The sequence below is a fragment of the uncultured Cardiobacterium sp. genome (assembly GCF_938028825.1).
Classification (GTDB): domain Bacteria; phylum Pseudomonadota; class Gammaproteobacteria; order Cardiobacteriales; family Cardiobacteriaceae; genus Cardiobacterium.
This window is the reverse complement of the sequence record NZ_CALIZP010000012.1, coordinates 34,124-52,043: the sequence shown is the minus strand read 5'-3', so window position 1 is coordinate 52,043 and position 17,920 is coordinate 34,124. Positions and strand designations below refer to the sequence as shown.

Below are 17,920 nucleotides of genomic sequence, written 5' to 3'. Positions count from 1 at the left end.
GATACGGGCAGCCGCCTTCGGGCGGCTGTGAATTGAAACATGCGGTGGATGTGTCCGTATTCCTGACAGCACCGGCGCAGCCGCCTTCGGGCGGCTGTGAATTGAAACTTACACAGAGGAGGAATTGCCTCTATCGGAATATGCAGCCGCCTTCGGGCGGCTGTGAATTGAAACTCGCAGATTTTATCGGGGGCACAGATTGCCTTTAGCAGCCGCCTTCGGGCGGCTGTGAATTGAAACTTGCCGGCGCTCTCGGCGGCGATGCGGATATTGCGCAGCCGCCTTCGGGCGGCTGTGAATTGAAACCCGGAACACCTGAATGCCGATGTCGTGAAATTGCCGCAGCCGCCTTCGGGCGGCTGTGAATTGAAACGATCTGGACAACCGCCCGAAGGGGTTGCTGGATGCCAGCCGCCTCCGGCCAACTGTGAAGTGAAACTCTACGCCGCTCCCAACTTATGGAAAAAGCATCCCGGATTGCAGCGGCGGATAGTCTGGCAGCGAGCACAAAACCACGCGTACCGAATGTGCCAAATCCTTGCTATCACGCGGTGGCTCAAATGCCACGAATTCCTTGTTTTTGTCGCCGTTATTTTGAAACGCACCGCCGGTTGTCCGATAACCGTCTCAACCCGCCGTTGCGCGCGCATCAGCCGGCGCAACGCTTTTTTTACTGCGCTTGTCCGTTAAAAACGGCGCCAAGCGGCGAATTTGCTGGGTTTCATCGCTGTGTGGATTGAGGTGATGGACCTTGGGGTCGTCACGGAGTGCCACATTGAGAACCTGTACCGCTAGACAAATCATGATGCGGCATAGCTGCGCGGCTGTTGCCGCATCATGGCGCATCTGGTGGTGTAGGTTCTAAAAACGCCCGCCGAGAGACGCCTCCTTCACCGAACCGCTTCGCGGTGCGCCCGCCCCCAGGCGCACATGGCATTGAGCACCGGCAGCAGCGAGCGGCCACGCGCAGTCAGCGCATATTCGACTTTGGGCGGGATTTGCGGGTATTCGGTACGCGAGATGAGACCGTCGCGTTCCAGCTCTTTCAGGGTGGCAGCCAGCGTCTTGTAGGAAATGCCGCCAATGCGCCGTTGCAGGGCATTGAAGCGGGTCGGCGATTCGTTGCCCAGCCAGTAGAGAATCACCATTTTGTATTTGCCGCCGATGAGCGACAGGGTGTAGCCGAAGCCGGTATCGGCGAGTGATTGCGCTTCTTTCTGGCAGGGGGTGTGCAACATGGGCTTTCCTTGGGGTAAGTGGCTTACGCGGGTGTGCGTACTGTTCGCCGTATGCGCGGGATTGTATGCTGCACCCCGCATTTGTACCAAAGGATTCCCATGCTGCCGACTGATGTTTACACCTATATCCCTGCCCCGCTTGCCGCTGCCCTGCGTACGCTGGGCGATGGTATCGAGCCTGCCGCCACCGCCGCACTCTATGCGCCGTTGCAGATGCGCGAGCCGTATGTGGGCGTGACCGTGCAACGCGACCTTGCTTATGGCGACGACCCGCGCCACCGCCTTGACCTGTTCCTGCCTGCTGGTGATGACCGCCCGCGCCCGCTACTGCTGTTTGTGCATGGCGGCGGTTTTGTGCGTGGTGACAAGCGCAGCGGCGACAGCCCGTTTTACGACAATGTCGCACTGTGGGCACTGCGTCACGGCTGTCATGCCGCCAACATGACTTACCGCCTCGCCCCCGCCCATCCGTGGCCGGACGCACAGCACGATGTGGCGGCGGCGCTGGCATGGTTGCAGGCGCACCATCCCGCGCCCGTCATCCTGATGGGGCATTCGGCAGGTGCGGTGCATATCGCACAGTATCTCGCCCATCCGGCGCTGCGCCGGGCGGATGACGGTGTGCGCGCCGCCGTGCTGCTATCCGGGATTTATGATTTGTGTACAGGGGCTTACGACGTAAAGTCGGCCAACACGGCGGCAGTACGCGCCTATTTCGGTGATGATCCGGCGCAGTACCCCGCCCGCTCCGCCCTGCCCGGACTGACCACCTGCGGTGTGCCGCTCTGTATCGCCTACGCCGCGCACGATCCGGCTGATTTTCAGCAACAGGCACTGCGCCTTGCAGAAGCCTGCGCCCTCCCTGCCTACCGCCTGATGGAACACACGCATATGTCGGAAATCTATGCCGTCAATGCCGATGAAGCCCTGACCGCCCCGTTTTCCCGTTTTATCGGGGCACACAGCGCATGAGGACCCTTGTCATCCTCGCCCATCCCGACCTCGCCCAATCCACCGTGAACCGTGCCTGGGCGGACGCGCTGGCGCAGCATCCCGGACGCTACACCGTGCACGCGCTCTACCGCCGTTATCCCGGCGGGCGCATTGACGTTGCCGCCGAACAGGCACTGGTGGACGCGCACGCTGCCTTCGTCCTGCAATTCCCCGTGTACTGGTTCAACTGCCCGCCGCTCCTGAAACAATGGCTGGACGATGTGCTCACCCACGGCTGGGCTTACGGCTCGCGCGCCACCGCCCTCGCCGGCAAAAAAGCGGGGATTGCCGTCTCGCTCGGCACGCCTGCCGCCGATTACCGCGCTGACGGTGCTGTCGGCTGCACCGTCGCCGAAGCCCTGCGCCCCTTTGAACTCACCCTGCGCTACTGCCGCGCCGCCTGGCAGTCGCCCTTTTACTGGCACGGCATTGACAGCAATGCCGCCTACGACGACAGCGCCCGCGCCGCCGTGGCACAGAGCGCGCAGGATTACCTCGCCCATCTGGCGCGCTACTATCCCTGAACAGCCACAGACGCCGGTCAAACGCTGCGTAGATATTGGTCAACCATTTATTGCGCCTGCTGTCGGATAGTGGCAATATAGCGCCTGAGATAGACACAATTCGTCCGGTGTTTTCGCCCTGGCGGCAAAACAGCAGGCTTTTTTGGTTTATCAATCCGTGCAAGTCATTGCATGTCCATAATCCGTTTAAGAGTGAGGTGAATGATGAAGATGAAGAAACGCACGTTTACAGCGCTGGCAGCCTCCTGCCTGCTCGCCTGTGTATCACCACTGGCTTGGGGCAAGGCAGAAGTGACGCTGAAACTCGGCCACATCGCCAATGAGCAGCATTCCTGGCACAAGGGCTCGCTGAAATTTGCCGAAGAAGTTGCCAAATTGACCGATGGCCGCATCGAGGTGCAAGTATTTCCGAACGACTCGCTCGGCAAGGAAATTGACTTGATTAACGGTATGCAGCTCGGCACGGTTGATATGACGATTACCGGCGAGAGCCTGCAAAACTGGTCGCCCAAAGCCGCCCTGCTCGCCATTCCTTATGCCTATCAGTCGCTGGAATACATGGATCAGGTCGCTTCCGGCCCGATCGGCAAGGATATTGAGGCCGACATCATCGCCAAGGCGCAGGTACGCCCGCTCACTTATTTCGCCCGTGGCCCGCGCAATCTCACCGCCAACCGCGAGATCAAGACACCGGATGATTTGAAGGCGATCAAGCTGAGGGTGCCGAACGTGCCACTCTTCGTGCAAACCTGGAAGGCGCTCGGCGCTTCGCCGACGCCGATGGCCTTCAGCGAGGTGTTCACTTCGTTGCAAAATGGCACGATTGATGCTCAGGAAAACCCGCTGTCGCTGATTGATTCCGCCACGCTGTATGAAGTGCAGAAATACGTCAACCAAACCGAGCACGTCCGCTCCTGGATTTATCTCGCCATTTCCGAAATTACCTGGAACAAATTGCCTGAGGCCGACCAGAAAGCCTTGCTGGAAGCCGCGAAAACCGCACAGCAATATGAACGCTAGGTATTTCTTGCTGATGAAGCGCAGTTGCAAAAGACACTGGAAGAAAAAGGCATGACCTTTGTGCCGGTGGATCAGAAAGCTTTTGCGGAAAAAGCTAAAACCGCCGTTCTGGAAAATGCGGGCAAAGATATTCGTCCTATTGTCGAAAAGATTTTTGCTGATCATCCCTGATAGTAATTGCCCGGGGAATGACTCCGTGCTTTCCCCCGAGAGGAAACAAACCATGTCCAGATTGATCCAACTTGTGGGCAGTATTTTGCGCTGGTTGACAGGTCTTGCCTTCGTCGTGCTGATGACAGCGGTATTGATTCAAGTCATCATGCGAGCTTTCAATAGCGGCGGTTCGCCGGTGTGGACGGAAGAAGTTACCCGCTATGCTCTGCTTTATATTGGTGGCTTTGGGGCGGCGTTATCGCTGTGGACGGGAGCAATGGTCAATGTAGATTTATTATCTGAACATTTACCTGGGCGACTACCGTGGGCTATGCGTTTATTGGCTGCTATTACAGTTTTTGTTTTTGCCGTTATACTGATTGAACCCGCCTGGCGTTTTACTAAGATTGGCATGATGCAGACTTCGCCTTCCATGCCCTCTATCAAAATGGCCTATATTCATGCCAGCATTTTTATTTTGCTGGTTACTCTCGCATTGACTTCCGGCATCCGCATTGTCGGCATGCTGTGTGGCAAATTGGATGGGCATCCTGAATTGAGAGAAGAAGAGGAGTTGCCATGAGCCTGTTTTTATTAGCGGCAGTTTTCCTGATTGGGCTGCTGATTGGTGTACCGGTTGCCATCACGCTTGGCGTGGCATCGCTGGCTTAATATTTTGCATGCCGGGATTCCGCTGGTAGTGATTCCGCAAAAGATGTTTGCCGGTATGGATATTTATGTCCTGCTTTGTATCCCGGGTTTTGTACTTGCCGGGAATTTGATGAATGCAGGCGGGATTACGCCGCGCATTATCAGTTTCGCCCAAGCAGGCGTCGGCTGGATGCGCGGCGGTTTGGGGATGACCAATGTCGCCTCTTCTATGCTTTTCGGCGGTATTTCCGGCACGGCGCTGGCTGATGCCGCTTCCATCGGCGGCATGATGATTCCGGGAATGAAACGCGCCGGTTATCCGGCAGATTTTTCCGCCGCAGTAACTTCCGCCTCCTCAACGATTGGCCCGATTATTCCGCCTTCGGTGCCGATGATTATCGTCGGCGCGCTGTCGGGTATTTCCGTTGGCAAGATGTTTATTGCCGGCATTATTCCCGGCTTATTGCTCGGCGTGGGGATGTTGATCATTACCTACATTCTTTCTGTACGTAATAATTATCCGCGCCATCCCTGGCAGGGCTGGATACACTTGTGGCAAACATTTTTGGGTGCTTTCTGGGCTCTCGCGATGACGGCCTTGATTGTCGGCGGCATGGTCAGCGGTTTCGCCACACCAACGGAAACCTCCATCGTTGCTGCTGTTTATGCGATTGCGGTCGGCCATTTGATCTACCGCGAATTACCGCTGAAAAAGGTTCCGGCATTGCTGATTGATAGTGCTGTGTCTTCGGCGGCCATTCTGCTCTTGGTCGGTACGGCTAATGTCTTCGGCTGGATTCTTGTTTCCGAGCATATTCCGCAGATGATTGCCAATGCGGTATTGTCGCTGACGACCAACAAGTACTTGGTTATTTTGTTGCTGAACCTGGTATTGCTTGTGGTCGGCATGTTTATGGAGACAATTGCCGCGCTGATTATTCTCTTTATCCCGCTCTTGACCGTAGCGCAAGGTGTTGGTATTGACCCGATTCATTTTGCTGTATTTGCCGTGCTCAACTTAATGATCGGCCTGTCAACGCCGCCAGTTGGGGTTTGCCTTTTCGTCTGCGCCAATATTGCCCGCGAACCGCTGATGCGGGTGGTCAAGGCCTTGATTCCTTATATTGTGACCAATCTGATTGTGCTGATGCTGGTGTCTTATATTCCGGCATTGTCCACTTGGTTGCCTTCTTTACTGAAAAATTAGAGGTATGTGATGAAAGCTGTGTTAGTGCAAGCGCCGCTTGCCGTGGAAGTTGTCGATATGCCCAAACCGGAAATCACGGCGGCGGATGATGTGTTAATCAAAGTCCGTTATGGTGGTATTTGCGGTTCGGATATCGGGATTTTTAGCGGCAGCAATTCCTTCGCCACTTATCCACGCATTATCGGCCATGAATTTGCCGGCATCGTTGAAGCGGTCGGCAGCGGTGTTGATGATCTTGCGCCGGGCGATCTGGTTTCGGTCGATATCGTCAACAGTTGCGGCCATTGCTATGCCTGCCGCACCGGTCACCATAATGTCTGCAAGGATCTGGAAGTCACCGGTGTGCACCGCGACGGCGGCTTCGCCGAGTATTTCAAGGCTTCGCGGCAGATGGTGTACAAGCTCGACAAGAGCAAACTGAGCGAAGCGGAAGCCTGCCTGGTCGAGCCGTATTCTGTCGGCGCGGAAGTGAACGCCCGCGCTTCCACCGCTGCCGGCGACAAGGTGGTGGTCTTCGGCGCCGGCCCGGCAGGGCTTGCCATCATGCAGGTGGCGCGCGCCAAAGGGGCAGCAGTGCTGATTACCGATGTCTTCCCGGAACGTTTGGCGTTGGCGCGCGAAATGGGCGCGGATCGCACCGTCAACGTCAAGGAAGAAGACCTGAAAACCGCCGTCATGGATTTCACCAACGGCGACGGCGCGCACGTCCTCGCCGATGCCGTCTGCTCGCCGCAGAGCATCCTCGACGCGCTTGACCTGCTCGCACCATCCGGTCGCTTCGTCGTCCTCGGCACCGGCAACACGCCATCGGAGATCCCGCAGGCGGCGTTCACCAAAAAAGGCATCAACGTCTTCGGCACCCGCGTCAATAATCACCGCTTCCCCGAAGTCATCGCCCTCTTTGAAGCCGGCAAAATCAAACCGGCGCTGATGCACACCCACACCTTCAAATTCACCGATATTGCCCGTGCCTTTGAGCAACTGCGCACGGACAAGAGCAAAGTCTGCAAAATTCTTCTTGAATGGTAAGGAGCTGATATGAAAACCACTTTCCGCTGGTACGGCGCAGGCAACGACACCGTATCCCTCGCAGCCATCCGGCAAATCCCCAGCATGACCGGCGTCGTTTGGGCGCTGCACGACCTGCCCGCCGGCGACGCCTGGCCGGAAGACCGCATCATCGAAGTCAAGGAACAGGCGGCGCAATACGGCCTCAACATTGACGTCGTCGAAAGCGTCAACGTGCATGAGGCCATCAAGCTCGGCCTGCCGGAGCGTGAGCAGTACATCGAAAACTACAAAGAAAGCCTGAAAAATCTCGGCAAACACGGGGTCAAGGTTGTCTGCTACAACTTCATGCCTGTTTTCGACTGGATGCGCACCGACCTCTTCCACCCAAGCGCAAATGGCGACGGCTCAACCGCGCTCTTCTACGACCACGGCGCGATGAAAGACCTTGATCCGAAACAGCTGGTGAAAAGCGTCGCCGCAGGCTCGCAAGGGTTGACCCTGCCCGGCTGGGAACCGGAGCGGCTCGCGCATCTCGACAAGCTCTTTGACGCTTATAAAGACGTAAGCGAAGACGATTTGCGCAAAAACCTCAAATACTTCCTCGAAGCGATCATCCCGACCGCCGAAGCGGCGGGCATCAAGATGGGCATCCACCCGGACGACCCGCCGTTTTCCATCTTCGGCCTGCCGCGCATCGTCAAGGATTATGCCGACCTCAAAGCCATCGTGGAAATGGTGGACAGCCCCAGCAATGGCCTGACCCTGTGCAGTGGCGCGCTCGGCTCGAATCCCGCCAACGACATCCCGCAGATGATTCGTGATTTCTACGACCGTATCCCTTCGCCCACATCCGCAACATCAAGCGCTTCGCCAACGGCGATTTCATCGAAACTTCGCACCTGAGTAGCGACGGCTCGCTCGACATCGCCAAAATCGTGCGCACCTATCACGCCGTCGGCTTCACTGGCTACTGGCGCCCCGACCACGGCCGCCACATCTGGGGTGAACAGTGCCGCCCCGGCTACGGCCTCTATGACCGCGCCCTCGGCGTCATGTATGTGCAGGGCGTGTGGGATGCCTGCGAAAAACAAAAAGCCTGACGGGACAACGCCATGAAACTCACCTACAACGGCCTGCTCAATAAAGCCCACTGGCAAGAACGCGGCTACCAACTGCCGCTCTACGACATCCCGTGCGTGCGCGCCGCCACCCTCACTGCGCCGCGCTGGCTGCACCTCGGCGCGGGCAACATCTTCCGCGCCTTCCTGGCCCACCTGCAACAACAACTGCTCGACCGGCGCGACGCCGAGACCGGCATCATCGTCGCCGAAGGCTACGACGAAGAAATCATCGAAAAAACCTACCGCCCGCACGACAACCTCAGCATCTACGTCCGTCTCAAAGGCGACCGCAGCCTCGACAAAATTGTCCTCGCCAGCGTCATCGAATCGTTGACCATGCGGGACGACCTCGACCGCCTGCGCGACATCGCCGCCAACCCCGGCCTGCAAATGGTCAGCCTCACCATCACCGAAAAAGGCTATGCCATCAAAGACCAAAACGGCCACTACCATCCGGCAGTCGCGCACGACCTTGCCAACGGCACCGCCCGCCCGCAAAGCTACATCGGCAACCTCGTCACCCTGCTCTACACCCGCTGGCAGCAGGGCGGCGCACCGTTGGCCCTGGTCAGCATGGACAACATGTCGAGAAACGGCGAAACACTGCGCGCCACCGTGCTCGAATTTGCGCACGGCTGGCAAGAGACCGGGCACGTCCCGCCCGACTTCGTCGCGTGGCTGGCAAGCGGACAGGTCAGCTACCCGTGGACGATGATCGACAAAATCACCCCGCGCCCCGACAGCGGCATCGCCCAGCTGCTCGCCACCGACGGCCTCGAAAACATCGCGCCCGTCGAAACCGCCAAACACAGCTACACCGCGCCCTACGTCAACGCCGAAGAACTCGAATACCTCGTCATCGAAGACGACTTCCCGAACGGCCGCCCGCCGCTGGAAAAGGCAGGCGTCCTCTTCACCGACCGCGACACCGTCAACAAGGTGGAGACCATGAAAGTCACCACCTGCCTGAACCCCATCCACACCGCGCTCGCCATCTACGGCTGCCTGCTCGGCTACACCGCTATCCACGCCGAAATGCAGGATGCCGACCTCGTCCGCCTCGCCCGCGCCGTCGGCTACCGCGAAGGCCTGCCCGTTGTGGTCGATCCCGGTATCCTGAACCCGCAACAATTCATCGACGAAGTCGTCAACATCCGCCTGCCCAACCCCTACATCCCCGACACCCCGCAGCGCATCGCCACCGACACCTCGCAAAAACTCGCCATCCGCTTCGGCCACACCATCAAGGCACACGGCGCAAACGCCGCCCACCTCACCGCCATCCCGCTGGTGCTGGCCGGCTGGTGCCGCTACCTGCTCGGCGTGGATGACAACGGCAAACCCTTCACCTGCAGCCCCGACCCGCGCCTCGCCGAAGCGCAGGCCACACTCAAAGGCGTGCGCGTCGGCAGCAACAACCTCGGCAACGTCCGTGCCTTGCTGGAAAACGCGGACATCTTCGGCGTCAACCTCTACGACGCCGGCCTCGGCGCAAAAGTGGAGGACTACCTGCGCGACATGCTGGCGGGCAACGGCGCGGTGCGCGCCACCCTGCAAAAACACCTGCCGGCATGACCTTCGCGGGGCGGGTTCCGGCCCGTCCCGCCACCAAGCGAGATAACCATCCCCCATGAAAACCATCGCAATCATCGGCGAATGCATGATCGAACTGAACGGTACCCCCTTCGGCACCATGCAACAAACCTACGGCGGCGACACCCTGAACACCGCCACCTACCTCGCCCGCAACACCCGCCGCGACGCCCTGCGCGTCGATTACATCACCGCCCTCGGCGACGACCCGCTCAGTCGCGGCATGCGCGCGCGCTGGGAAGCGGACGGCATCGACACCCGCCACGTCCACACCGACCCCGCGCACCCGCCCGGCCTCTACCTCATCCAGCTCGATGACAGCGGCGAACGCACCTTCCTCTACTGGCGCAGCAACAGCGCCGCGCGCCACCTCCTGCAACACCCCGCCTGGCCGCAGACCGCCGCCGCACTCGCCGCCTACGACCACCTCTACCTGAGCGGCATCAGCCTCGCCATCCTGCCGCCTGCCGACCGCGAACAGCTCATTGACACCCTCATCCACAGCGGCGTCCCCATCGCCTTCGACGGCAACTACCGCCCCGCCCTGTGGCAAAACCCCGCCGAAACCCGCGCCGCTTACGCCCGCCTGCTGCCGCATGTGCAACTGGCGCTGATGACCTGGGACGACGAACAGGCCCTGTGGCATGACGCCGCCCCCGAAGCCGCCATCGTCCGCCTGCAACAGGCGGGTGTGCGCGAAATCGTCCTCAAAAACGGCGCGGCGGGGGCGACTTGCGCCAGCGGCGACAGCCGCATCAGCGTTCCCGCCGAACGCGTCGATGACGTGGTGGACACCACTGCCGCCGGCGACGCCTTCAACGCCGGCTACCTCGCCGCGCGCCTGCAAGGCGCCGACCCCGTCGCCAGCTGCAAAAATGGCAACCGCCTCGCCGCCCGCGTCATCCAGCACAAAGGCGCCATCATCGCGGCAGAACACAGCCGCTTATAAAGCCCCTCTCCCTATGGGGGAGGGGGTAGGGTGGGGGTTAATCATCGCAATCGCGACAAAAACCGTGCTGCCCGAAAAAACATCAGCATAGACGCGGAAAAGGACAACCCCTTACCGTGAGCACAACCCAAACAGACCCACAAACCCAAGGAACCCACATGAACATCACCACCCTCACCGAAAAACTGCGCGCCGTCAAAATCGTCCCCGTCATCGCCCTGGATGACGCTGCCGACGCCGTACCGCTGGGTGCCGCCCTGCGGGAAAGCGGCATCCCCGTTGCCGAAATCACCTTCCGCTCCCCCGCCGCCGCCGAAGCCATCCGCCGCCTGCGCGCTGCCGATCCGGACATCCTCATCGCCGCCGGCACCGTCCTCAACGCCGCCCAGGCCAAAGCCGCGCAACAGGCGGGCGCGGATTTCATCGTCAGCCCCGGCTTCAACCCCAACACCGTCAAGGCCTGCCGGGACATGGGCATCCCCATCACCCCCGGCATCAACAACCCGACCGCCATCGAAGCGGCGCTCGAACACGGCATCGACACCGTCAAATACTTCCCGGCGGAAGCGAGCGGCGGCATCCCCATGCTCAAAGCCCTGCTCGCGCCCTACGCCATGCTGCGCGTCATGCCGACCGGCGGCATCAACGCGCAAAACATCCGCGACTACCTCGCCATCAAAAACGTCATCGCCTGCGGCGGCTCGTGGATGGTGGAAAAAAGCCTGCTCGCCGCGCGCAACTGGGCGGCCATCCGCCGCCTCGGTAAAGAAGCAGTGGCGCTGGTGCAAGCCTGCTGAACCCGCCGCAGCACACCGCCGATACCGCTTCACCCGCGCCGCGCCGCAGCACACCGCCAGCGCGCTGATGACGCGAAGAGCGGCGGCGTGCCGTACGCGACAAAAAAGCCGCCTGCGGGCGGCTTTTGCCGTGGACGGGCGGCAATGCCTGCCGCAGGGCGCTACAACTGCGGCAGGAGGTAATCGGGGACGATGCCGCTGTCCGCGATGTAATGCGCGTAATCGAGACCGCGATAGAAGCCGTGCGCGGTGAAAAGCGCGGTCTGCACGCCATAGGCATTGCCGCCGAGGATGTCGGTGTGCAGGGTGTCGCCGCACATCAGCGCCCGCGCCGGGTCGTAGCGGTCGAGGCGGCTGACGGCGATGTCGTAGATGGCGGGGAAGGGCTTGCCGCAGACGCGCACGTTGGCAAAGAGCGCATCCGGCAGGGTGAGGATGTAGCTGCCCGGCTCGTAGCTGATGTGATCGGGCATCGGCGCGATGAGGTCGGGATTGCCGAGGATGACGGGGCGCGGGCGGGCGTCCAGCGCGGCGATGAGCGCCTGCTGGCGGGCGGCGTCCCAGTCGGCGGTGGCGAGGAAGAGGTAGCCGTCGGCGCGCGCGTGGAAACCGGCGGTGTTCTGGTGCACAGTGCGGATGCCGAGGGCGTCGAGGTCTTGCTGCCGCTCGGCGAGGCCGATGAGCCCCCAGGTCATCCCGCGCGGGTAGTCGGCAAGCATCGCCAGCACCGCGTCGCGGCTGGTGACGATTTCTTCGGCGGTGAAGTCGTAGCCCAGCCCGGCGAAGCGCTCGACCATATGCACCTTGCCGACGCTGGCGGCGTTGGAGAGGACGAACACGCGCTTGCCTTGCGCGCGCAGGGCGGCGACGGCGGCCACCGCGCCGTCAATGGCGACCGGGCCGACGTTGAGCACGCCGAAGGCGTCGAACCAGTACACGTCGAAACCGTCGGCGATGGCGAGGATGTTGGCGGCGGCCTGCGGCACGCGTCCGTGCGGGCGGTACACCGGCAGGCGGTAGCGGATGGCTTCGAGTTGGCGGTAAGCATGGGGGGCGGGCATGGTGTGGGCTCCGTGGATGGGGGCGGCGATTATAGCCGCCGCCAACGCCGTACAATGCGCGCCGTTTTTCCCTCCCTCCACTGCCCATGAAACCCGCCCGCCGCCGCTTCCTCGCCGCCACCGCCGCCATCGGTGCCGCTGCCGCCACCGCCCGCCACCTCCATACCCGCCTCAACCCGCCGCCCGCGCTGCGCGTGAACCGCGTCGGCCTGCCGCTCGGCCACCTGCTGCGCGACGGCGCGCTCGCCAACGCCGCCCCGCAGGGCACGCACGACTGCCACATCCTCATCCTCGGCAGCGGCGCGGCGGCACTGTCGGCGCTGTGGCAACTGACCCGCGCGGGTGAAGGCGACATCCTCCTCGCCGAAGGCATCGAGCGCGACGGCAACAACGCCGCCTATCAGAACGGCGACCTGCGCGCGCCCAGCGGCGCGCACTACCTCGCCCTGCCTTCGCAGGAAAGCCGCGAACTGCGCGCCATGCTCGCCGACCTCGGCATCCTCGAAGACGCCAGCGACCCCGCCCGTCCGCTCTACCGCGAGACCGACCTCGTCTATGCCCCGGTCGAGCGTCTTTACTACCAGAACCGCTGGCAGGACGAACTGCTGCCGCAGGAAGACGGCGACAGCCGCCGCTTCCACGCCCTCATCCGCCGCCTGCAACACGCGCGCGGCCGCGACGGGCGCAAAACCTTCGCCATCCCCCTCGTCCGTTCCAGCGAAGACCGCGACTGGCGCGCGCTCGACCGCCTCACCTTCGCCGAGTGGCTCGCGCGCGAGGGCTACCGTTCGCCGACCCTGCTCTGGTACCTCGACTACTGCTGCCGCGACGACTACGGCCGGGGCATCGCCACCGTCTCCGCCTACGCCGGCCTGCACTACTTCGCCGCGCGCGGCCACGACGGCAACGCCGTCCTTACCTGGCCGGACGGCCTCGCCCACCTCTCCCGCCTGCTGCGCGAGAAAAGCGGCCTGCACCGCCTCGCCGCCCTGCCGCCCGCGCCCGTCCTGCACTTCACCCGCCCCGCCGCCTGGCACGCCGCCGCCATCCACATAGCGGAACACCCCGACCATGTCGCCGTCCGCCTGCGCGACAACGACAGCGGCAGCGTCCACCACCTCCGCGCCCGCCACGTCATCAGCGCCATGCCGCTCCACATCGCTGCCCGCCTCATCGCCGACCCCGCCCGCTACGGCTTCGACGGCAGCGGCGACTACGCGCCGTGGCTCATCGGCAACTTCTCCCTGCACCAATTCCCGCGCGAGCCCGACGACCACCCGCTCGCCTGGGACAACATCCTTTACGGCAGTCCGGCGCTGGGCTACATCGCGGGCAGCAACCAGAGCATCCGCGTCGCCAAACCGCCGCGCGTCCTCTTCACCACCTACCGCGCCCTCGCCCACGACAGCCCGCCGGCGGTGCGGCAATGGCTGCTGCATGCGCCCGATGGCGAGCTGCTCGATTACGCCGCCGCCGACCTGCGCGCCGTCTATGGCCGCCACTTCCGGCGCCTGGTGGACAGCGTGGACCTCACCATCCGCGCCCACGCCATGCGCATCCCCACCCCCGGCTACCTCGACGACCCGCAACTGCGCGCCCTGCGCGCGCACCGCTCACGCCTGCACTTCGCGCACAGCGACATGAGCGGCTACTCCGTCTTTGAAGAAGCGGCGTACTGGGGCATCACCGCCGCGCAGCAGGTGCTGGCAGCGGCACGCCGCGAAGTGTAACGTTGCCAAAACCCCCGCCCGGCCCAACAATACCGCCTTTTCTTACGTCCCACCGCCATGCCCTACCGCAAATCCGATTTCCACTACGACCTGCCCGACAGCCAAATCGCCCGCTACCCGCTGCCCGAACGCAGCGCGGCGCGGATGCTCGTCGCCCGCGCCACAGACGCCGCGCATCTCGACCTCGCCGACCGCCGGGTGCGCGACCTGCCCGACTGCCTCACCCCCGCCGACCTGCTCGTTTTCAACAATACCCGCGTCCTCCCCGCCCGCCTTTTCGGCCACAAGGCCAGCGGCGGCAAGGTCGAAATCCTCATCGAGCGCCTGAAAAGCCCGCACGAAGCCGCCGCCTACATCCGCGCCTCGAAAAGCCCGCATGAAGGCGGCACCCTGCATGTCGGCGACGCCACCCTCCGCGTCGGCGGGCGCGATGACGCCCTCTTCACCCTGCACAGCGACGGCGCGCCGTGGCAGGAAATCCTCACCGCATACGGCGAAATGCCCATCCCGCCCTACCTCGAACGGCGCGCGCAGGAAAGCGACAGCGAGCGCTACCAGACCGTGTTCGCCAAGCACAGCGGTGCCGTCGCCGCCCCCACCGCCGGGCTGCACTTCGATGACGCCCTGCTCGCCGCCATCGCTGCACGCGGGGTACGTACCGCCGAAATCACCCTGCACGTCGGCGCGGGCACCTTCCAGCCGGTGCGCCACGAAGACCTCGCCGCACACATCATGCACGCCGAATGGCTCACCGTCGGCGCGGACGCGGTGGCGGCGGTTGCCGCCTGCCGCGCGCGCGGCGGCCGCGTCGTCGCCGTCGGCACCACCGCCCTGCGTGCCCTGGAAAGCGCGGCAGCGGGCGGCAATCTTGCGCCATACAGCGGCGACACCCGCCTGTTCATCACCCCCGGCTACCGCTTCCGCGTCGTCGATGCCCTCTTCACCAACTTCCACCTGCCCGAATCCACCCTGCTGATGCTGGTCAGCGCCTTCGCCGGTTACGACAACATCCGCCGCGCCTACCGGCACGCCATCACCCACGGCTACCGCTTTTACAGCTACGGCGATGCGATGTTCCTGCCGCAGCGGCTGGCGGCGACGCCATAAAAAAACGGGCACCCAAGCGGGTGCCCGTTCCGGTGATGGCGGGTTACAGGCAGACGAGCTTGCCGTCTTTAAGTACGCCTTCCTGCGCGTCGTAGAGGATTTGCGCGCTCTGCGACAGGGCGAGGCTTTCCTCTTTGTTCAGCGGCGGCATCAGCGTGTCGAGAATGCCGCGACGCCCGACGAGGCGCGGCAGCGACAGGCAGACATCGTCGAAGGCGCTGCTGCCGGAGACGGTGAAGATGGCGTGGCGGTCGTTGATGATGGCATCCGCCAGGCTGTTCACCGCGATGCCGATGCCGTAGTAGGTGGCGTGCTTGCCGGCGATGATGGCGAGCGCCGCACCGCGCACGCTGGTGGCGATGTCGTCCATTTCTTTTTTGCCCCACGGGATTTGCCGCTCGCTCATGAAGGTGGCGACGGGCATGCCGGCAATGAGCGCGCTGCTCCAGCACATCACGGAGGAGTCGCCGTGTTCGCCGAGGGTGTAGGAGTGGACGTAGCGCGCGTTCACCCCGGCGCGCTCGCCGATGAGCTGGCGGAAGCGGGCGCTGTCGAGGATGGTGCCGGAGCCCATGACGAGTTCCGGGGTGGGGTGCAGGGCGCGGGTGATGCCGGTCATGATGTCCACCGGGTTGGACACGATGAGCACCACGGCATCGGGCGCGACGGCGACGACTTGCGGCACGATGCTGGCGAAAATGGCGGCGTTGCGCGAAAGCAGGTTGAGGCGCGATTCGCCCGGTTTCTGGCTCGAACCGGCGGCGATGACGACCAGCGCCGCGCCGGCGAGGTCGGCGTAGTTGCCCGCATAGGCGCGCACGCCGCGCGCCAGCGGGGCGCCGTGGGCGATGTCCGCCGCTTCGGCTTTGGCACGCGCTTCGTTCGCGTCGATGAGGACGATTTCGCTGCACGTGCCGTTCAGCATCATCGCGTAGGCGGCGGTGGCGCCGACGAATCCGGCGCCGATGATTCCAACTTTTGCCATGGTGTTGTCTCCTCTTGGGTTGGGGATTGAAGTTAAACCAGATTCTGCACCTGTTCGCGCATCTGCTCGATCAGCACTTTCAGGTCCACGGCGGCCTGGCTCAGCACGTTGTCACCGGCTTTCGAGCCAAGCGTGTTCGCTTCGCGGTTAAATTCCTGCATCAAAAAGTCCAGACGCCGCCCGATGGCGCCGTCCTGCTGCAGGGTCTTGCGCGCCTCTTCCACGTGGAAACGCAGGCGGTCGAGTTCTTCCAGCACGTCCATTTTCGAAAGGAGGACCGCGAGCGTCTGCCCGGCAACGGCGGGATCGGTTTCCGCGCGCAGGGCGGCGAGGCGCTCGCGCAGCTGTGCCGCCGTCTTTTCCTGCACGCGCGGCAGATGGGCGTGGATATGCGCCAGTTGCCCGTCGATGTCGTCCAGCCGCTGCGCCAGCACCTGGGTGATTGCTTCACCTTCGCGCGCGCGCATGGCGAGGAAATCGTCCAGCGCCTGCGCAAAGAGGCGCAGAATCATGTTGTCCAGCGCGTCCTCACTGTCGCGTTCGCGCACCAGCACGCCGGGCAGGGCCAGCACGTCGCCCCAGGACGGTTTGCCGAGGACATTGCTGCCATCGGCGGCGGCGAGCGCCTGCAACCATTGCGAGAGCGCCACGCCATCGAGCCGCTGCGCGCGTGCATCGGAGAGCGTTTCCACGAAAATCCACACCTCGACCTTGCCGCGCTGCACCGCCGCCTGTAAGCGCTCGCGGATACCGCCTTCCAGGTGGCGCAGCGCATCCATCATCTTCATCTGCACTTCGAGGAAGCGGTGGTTGACCGATTTCAGCTCGACGCTGACGCGCCAGCGCCCGTTTTCCTCTACCGCCCGGGCGAAGGCGGTCATACTTTGCCGCATAAATACCAGCCTGATAAAAAACTGCACAGCATCATACCCCTTTTACCGCCACCATGCCGCCGGATTGCCCGTATTCCGCGATGCGACTACAATTCCTGAGGAAACGTTGCCTCTAACGCGAATCCCCCAACCCACAAAGGAGTCATCCCATGAAACTCGTCCTCTCCCGCCACGGCCAAAGTGAATGGAACCTGTCCAACCGCTTCACCGGCTGGGTGGATGTCGATCTCACCGCGCAAGGCGTCGAAGAAGCCATCGCCGGCGGCAAGCTGCTGAAAGAAAAAGGTATCCAGTTTGACGTTGCCTTCACCTCCTACCAAAAACGCGCCATCAAGACCCTGCACCTCCTGCTCGAACACTGCGACCAGCTCTGGATACCCGAATACAAAAGCTGGCGCCTGAACGAACGCCACTACGGCGGCCTGCAAGGGCTGAACAAAGCCGAAACCGCCGCCAAATATGGCGACGAACAAGTGCACATCTGGCGGCGCAGCTTCGACGTGCCGCCGCCCGCCATTGACAAAAACAGCGAGCACTACCCGGCAAACGACCGCCGCTACCGGGAAGTGCCCGCTGACGAAATTCCCGTCGGCGAAAGCCTGAAAGACACCATCGCCCGCGTCCTGCCCTATTGGGACAGCAACATCGCCCCCGAACTGCGCCGGGGCAAAAACGTCCTCATCGCCGCGCACGGCAACAGCCTGCGCGCGCTCATCAAATACCTGCTGAACATCAGCGACGAAAAAATCCTCGAACTCAACCTGCCGACCGGCACCCCGCTCATCTTCGACCTTGACGACAAGCTCAACATCGTCAGCGCGCCGGAACTCTTCTAACCCCTCCAACCCGAACGGGCGGCCGGCAAGGTCGCCCGTTTTGCTGTCAAA

At 62.6% G+C, this 17,920-nt stretch carries 15 protein-coding genes, 3 pseudogenes and 1 CRISPR repeat array; of the genes and pseudogenes, 13 read left to right on the top strand and 5 right to left on the bottom strand.

Annotation, left to right across the window (positions count from 1 at the left end; all coding sequences use genetic code 11):
- Nucleotides 1-7: 7 nt before the first annotated feature.
- A CRISPR array of direct repeats spans nt 8-439; the repeat unit is 32 nt; unit sequence GCAGCCGCCTTCGGGCGGCTGTGAATTGAAAC.
- Between the two features lie 188 nt (nt 440-627).
- Complete coding sequence (locus tag Q0562_RS01435) at nt 628-846, bottom strand: hypothetical protein (RefSeq protein WP_298640160.1); 219 nt, start codon at nt 844-846, stop codon at nt 628-630.
- A 44-nt stretch (nt 847-890) separates the two neighbouring features.
- Complete coding sequence (locus Q0562_RS01430; protein WP_298640157.1) at nt 891-1,238, bottom strand: helix-turn-helix domain-containing protein; 348 nt, start codon at nt 1,236-1,238, stop codon at nt 891-893.
- 99 nt (nt 1,239-1,337) lie between these two features.
- On the opposite strand from Q0562_RS01430, the gene Q0562_RS01425 reads away from it, so the two are divergent.
- From Q0562_RS01425 to Q0562_RS01370, 10 genes and pseudogenes are all read left to right on the top strand, one after another.
- Nucleotides 1,338-2,210 carry an alpha/beta hydrolase gene (locus tag Q0562_RS01425; RefSeq protein WP_298640155.1) on the top strand — a complete coding sequence of 291 codons (873 nt, stop codon included), beginning with the start codon at nt 1,338-1,340 and terminating at the stop codon, nt 2,208-2,210.
- The gene (locus Q0562_RS01420) at nt 2,207-2,755 is read left to right on the top strand and encodes an NAD(P)H-dependent oxidoreductase (RefSeq protein WP_298640152.1); all 549 of its coding nucleotides are present in this window, start codon (nt 2,207-2,209) and stop codon (nt 2,753-2,755) included. The genes Q0562_RS01425 and Q0562_RS01420 overlap by 4 nt, the downstream gene beginning before the upstream one ends.
- 210 nt (nt 2,756-2,965) lie before the next feature.
- Nucleotides 2,966-3,946 (top strand): annotated as a pseudogene (locus Q0562_RS01415) (TRAP transporter substrate-binding protein).
- Between the two features lie 52 nt (nt 3,947-3,998).
- A complete protein-coding gene (locus Q0562_RS01405; protein WP_298640146.1) occupies nt 3,999-4,511 on the top strand; it encodes a TRAP transporter small permease in 513 nt (170 codons plus the stop codon).
- A pseudogene (locus Q0562_RS01400) lies at nt 4,508-5,786 on the top strand (TRAP transporter large permease). Before Q0562_RS01405 ends, Q0562_RS01400 begins: the two are co-directional and overlap by 4 nt.
- Nucleotides 5,787-5,795: 9 nt before the next feature.
- The gene (locus Q0562_RS01395) at nt 5,796-6,815 is read left to right on the top strand and encodes a zinc-binding alcohol dehydrogenase family protein (protein WP_298640141.1); all 1,020 of its coding nucleotides are present in this window, start codon (nt 5,796-5,798) and stop codon (nt 6,813-6,815) included.
- Nucleotides 6,816-6,824: 9 nt separating this feature from the next.
- Nucleotides 6,825-7,897 (top strand): annotated as a pseudogene (uxuA, locus tag Q0562_RS01390) (mannonate dehydratase).
- A gap of 12 nt (nt 7,898-7,909) precedes the next feature.
- Nucleotides 7,910-9,493 (top strand): mannitol dehydrogenase family protein, encoded by a 1,584-nt coding sequence (locus Q0562_RS01380; RefSeq protein WP_298640135.1) that lies wholly within the window; start codon nt 7,910-7,912, stop codon nt 9,491-9,493.
- Nucleotides 9,494-9,548: 55 nt separating this feature from the next.
- Complete coding sequence (locus tag Q0562_RS01375; RefSeq protein WP_298640132.1) at nt 9,549-10,460, top strand: sugar kinase; 912 nt, start codon at nt 9,549-9,551, stop codon at nt 10,458-10,460.
- A gap of 164 nt (nt 10,461-10,624) precedes the next feature.
- Nucleotides 10,625-11,257 (top strand): bifunctional 4-hydroxy-2-oxoglutarate aldolase/2-dehydro-3-deoxy-phosphogluconate aldolase, encoded by a 633-nt coding sequence (locus tag Q0562_RS01370; RefSeq protein ID WP_366144668.1) that lies wholly within the window; start codon nt 10,625-10,627, stop codon nt 11,255-11,257.
- Nucleotides 11,258-11,418: 161 nt separating this feature from the next.
- Here the strand turns inward: Q0562_RS01370 and Q0562_RS01365 are convergent, their stop codons facing one another.
- Entirely contained in the window at nt 11,419-12,318 is a 900-nt protein-coding gene (locus tag Q0562_RS01365) for an HAD hydrolase-like protein (protein WP_298640124.1), read from the bottom strand.
- Nucleotides 12,319-12,404: 86 nt separating this feature from the next.
- On the opposite strand from Q0562_RS01365, the gene Q0562_RS01360 reads away from it, so the two are divergent.
- Together Q0562_RS01360 and queA are read left to right on the top strand one after the other, a co-directional pair.
- Complete coding sequence (locus Q0562_RS01360; RefSeq protein WP_298640121.1) at nt 12,405-14,048, top strand: FAD-dependent oxidoreductase; 1,644 nt, start codon at nt 12,405-12,407, stop codon at nt 14,046-14,048.
- 57 nt (nt 14,049-14,105) lie between these two features.
- On the top strand, nt 14,106-15,155 hold the full coding sequence (queA, locus tag Q0562_RS01355) for a tRNA preQ1(34) S-adenosylmethionine ribosyltransferase-isomerase QueA (protein ID WP_298640118.1): 1,050 nt from the start codon (nt 14,106-14,108) through the stop codon (nt 15,153-15,155).
- 43 nt (nt 15,156-15,198) lie between these two features.
- Here queA and Q0562_RS01350 read toward each other — a convergent pair whose 3' ends face one another.
- Both Q0562_RS01350 and Q0562_RS01345 read right to left on the bottom strand, forming a co-directional pair.
- Nucleotides 15,199-16,140 carry an L-lactate dehydrogenase gene (locus Q0562_RS01350; RefSeq protein WP_298640116.1) on the bottom strand — a complete coding sequence of 314 codons (942 nt, stop codon included), beginning with the start codon at nt 16,138-16,140 and terminating at the stop codon, nt 15,199-15,201.
- A 32-nt stretch (nt 16,141-16,172) separates the two neighbouring features.
- Nucleotides 16,173-17,033 (bottom strand): YicC/YloC family endoribonuclease, encoded by an 861-nt coding sequence (locus tag Q0562_RS01345; RefSeq protein ID WP_298640114.1) that lies wholly within the window; start codon nt 17,031-17,033, stop codon nt 16,173-16,175.
- 149 nt (nt 17,034-17,182) lie between these two features.
- Between Q0562_RS01345 and gpmA the strand changes: the two genes are divergently transcribed.
- Entirely contained in the window at nt 17,183-17,869 is a 687-nt protein-coding gene (gpmA, locus tag Q0562_RS01340) for a 2,3-diphosphoglycerate-dependent phosphoglycerate mutase (RefSeq protein WP_298640111.1), read from the top strand.
- Nucleotides 17,870-17,920 lie beyond the last annotated feature (51 nt).

Excerpts from the sequence above, each read along its gene's own strand:
- Q0562_RS01435 (WP_298640160.1), bottom strand. The coding sequence starts at position 846 with ATGCGCCATGATGCGGCAACAGCCGCGCAGCTATGCCGCATCATGATT.
- Q0562_RS01430 (WP_298640157.1), bottom strand. The coding sequence starts at position 1,238 with ATGTTGCACACCCCCTGCCAGAAAGAAGCGCAATCACTCGCCGATACC.
- Q0562_RS01425 (WP_298640155.1), top strand. The coding sequence starts at position 1,338 with ATGCTGCCGACTGATGTTTACACCTATATCCCTGCCCCGCTTGCCGCT.
- Q0562_RS01420 (WP_298640152.1), top strand. The coding sequence starts at position 2,207 with ATGAGGACCCTTGTCATCCTCGCCCATCCCGACCTCGCCCAATCCACC.
- Q0562_RS01405 (WP_298640146.1), top strand. The coding sequence starts at position 3,999 with ATGTCCAGATTGATCCAACTTGTGGGCAGTATTTTGCGCTGGTTGACA.
- Q0562_RS01395 (WP_298640141.1), top strand. The coding sequence starts at position 5,796 with ATGAAAGCTGTGTTAGTGCAAGCGCCGCTTGCCGTGGAAGTTGTCGAT.
- Q0562_RS01380 (WP_298640135.1), top strand. The coding sequence starts at position 7,910 with ATGAAACTCACCTACAACGGCCTGCTCAATAAAGCCCACTGGCAAGAA.
- Q0562_RS01375 (WP_298640132.1), top strand. The coding sequence starts at position 9,549 with ATGAAAACCATCGCAATCATCGGCGAATGCATGATCGAACTGAACGGT.
- Q0562_RS01365 (WP_298640124.1), bottom strand. The coding sequence starts at position 12,318 with ATGCCCGCCCCCCATGCTTACCGCCAACTCGAAGCCATCCGCTACCGC.
- Q0562_RS01360 (WP_298640121.1), top strand. The coding sequence starts at position 12,405 with ATGAAACCCGCCCGCCGCCGCTTCCTCGCCGCCACCGCCGCCATCGGT.
- queA (WP_298640118.1), top strand. The coding sequence starts at position 14,106 with ATGCCCTACCGCAAATCCGATTTCCACTACGACCTGCCCGACAGCCAA.
- Q0562_RS01350 (WP_298640116.1), bottom strand. The coding sequence starts at position 16,140 with ATGGCAAAAGTTGGAATCATCGGCGCCGGATTCGTCGGCGCCACCGCC.
- Q0562_RS01345 (WP_298640114.1), bottom strand. The coding sequence starts at position 17,033 with ATGCGGCAAAGTATGACCGCCTTCGCCCGGGCGGTAGAGGAAAACGGG.
- gpmA (WP_298640111.1), top strand. The coding sequence starts at position 17,183 with ATGAAACTCGTCCTCTCCCGCCACGGCCAAAGTGAATGGAACCTGTCC.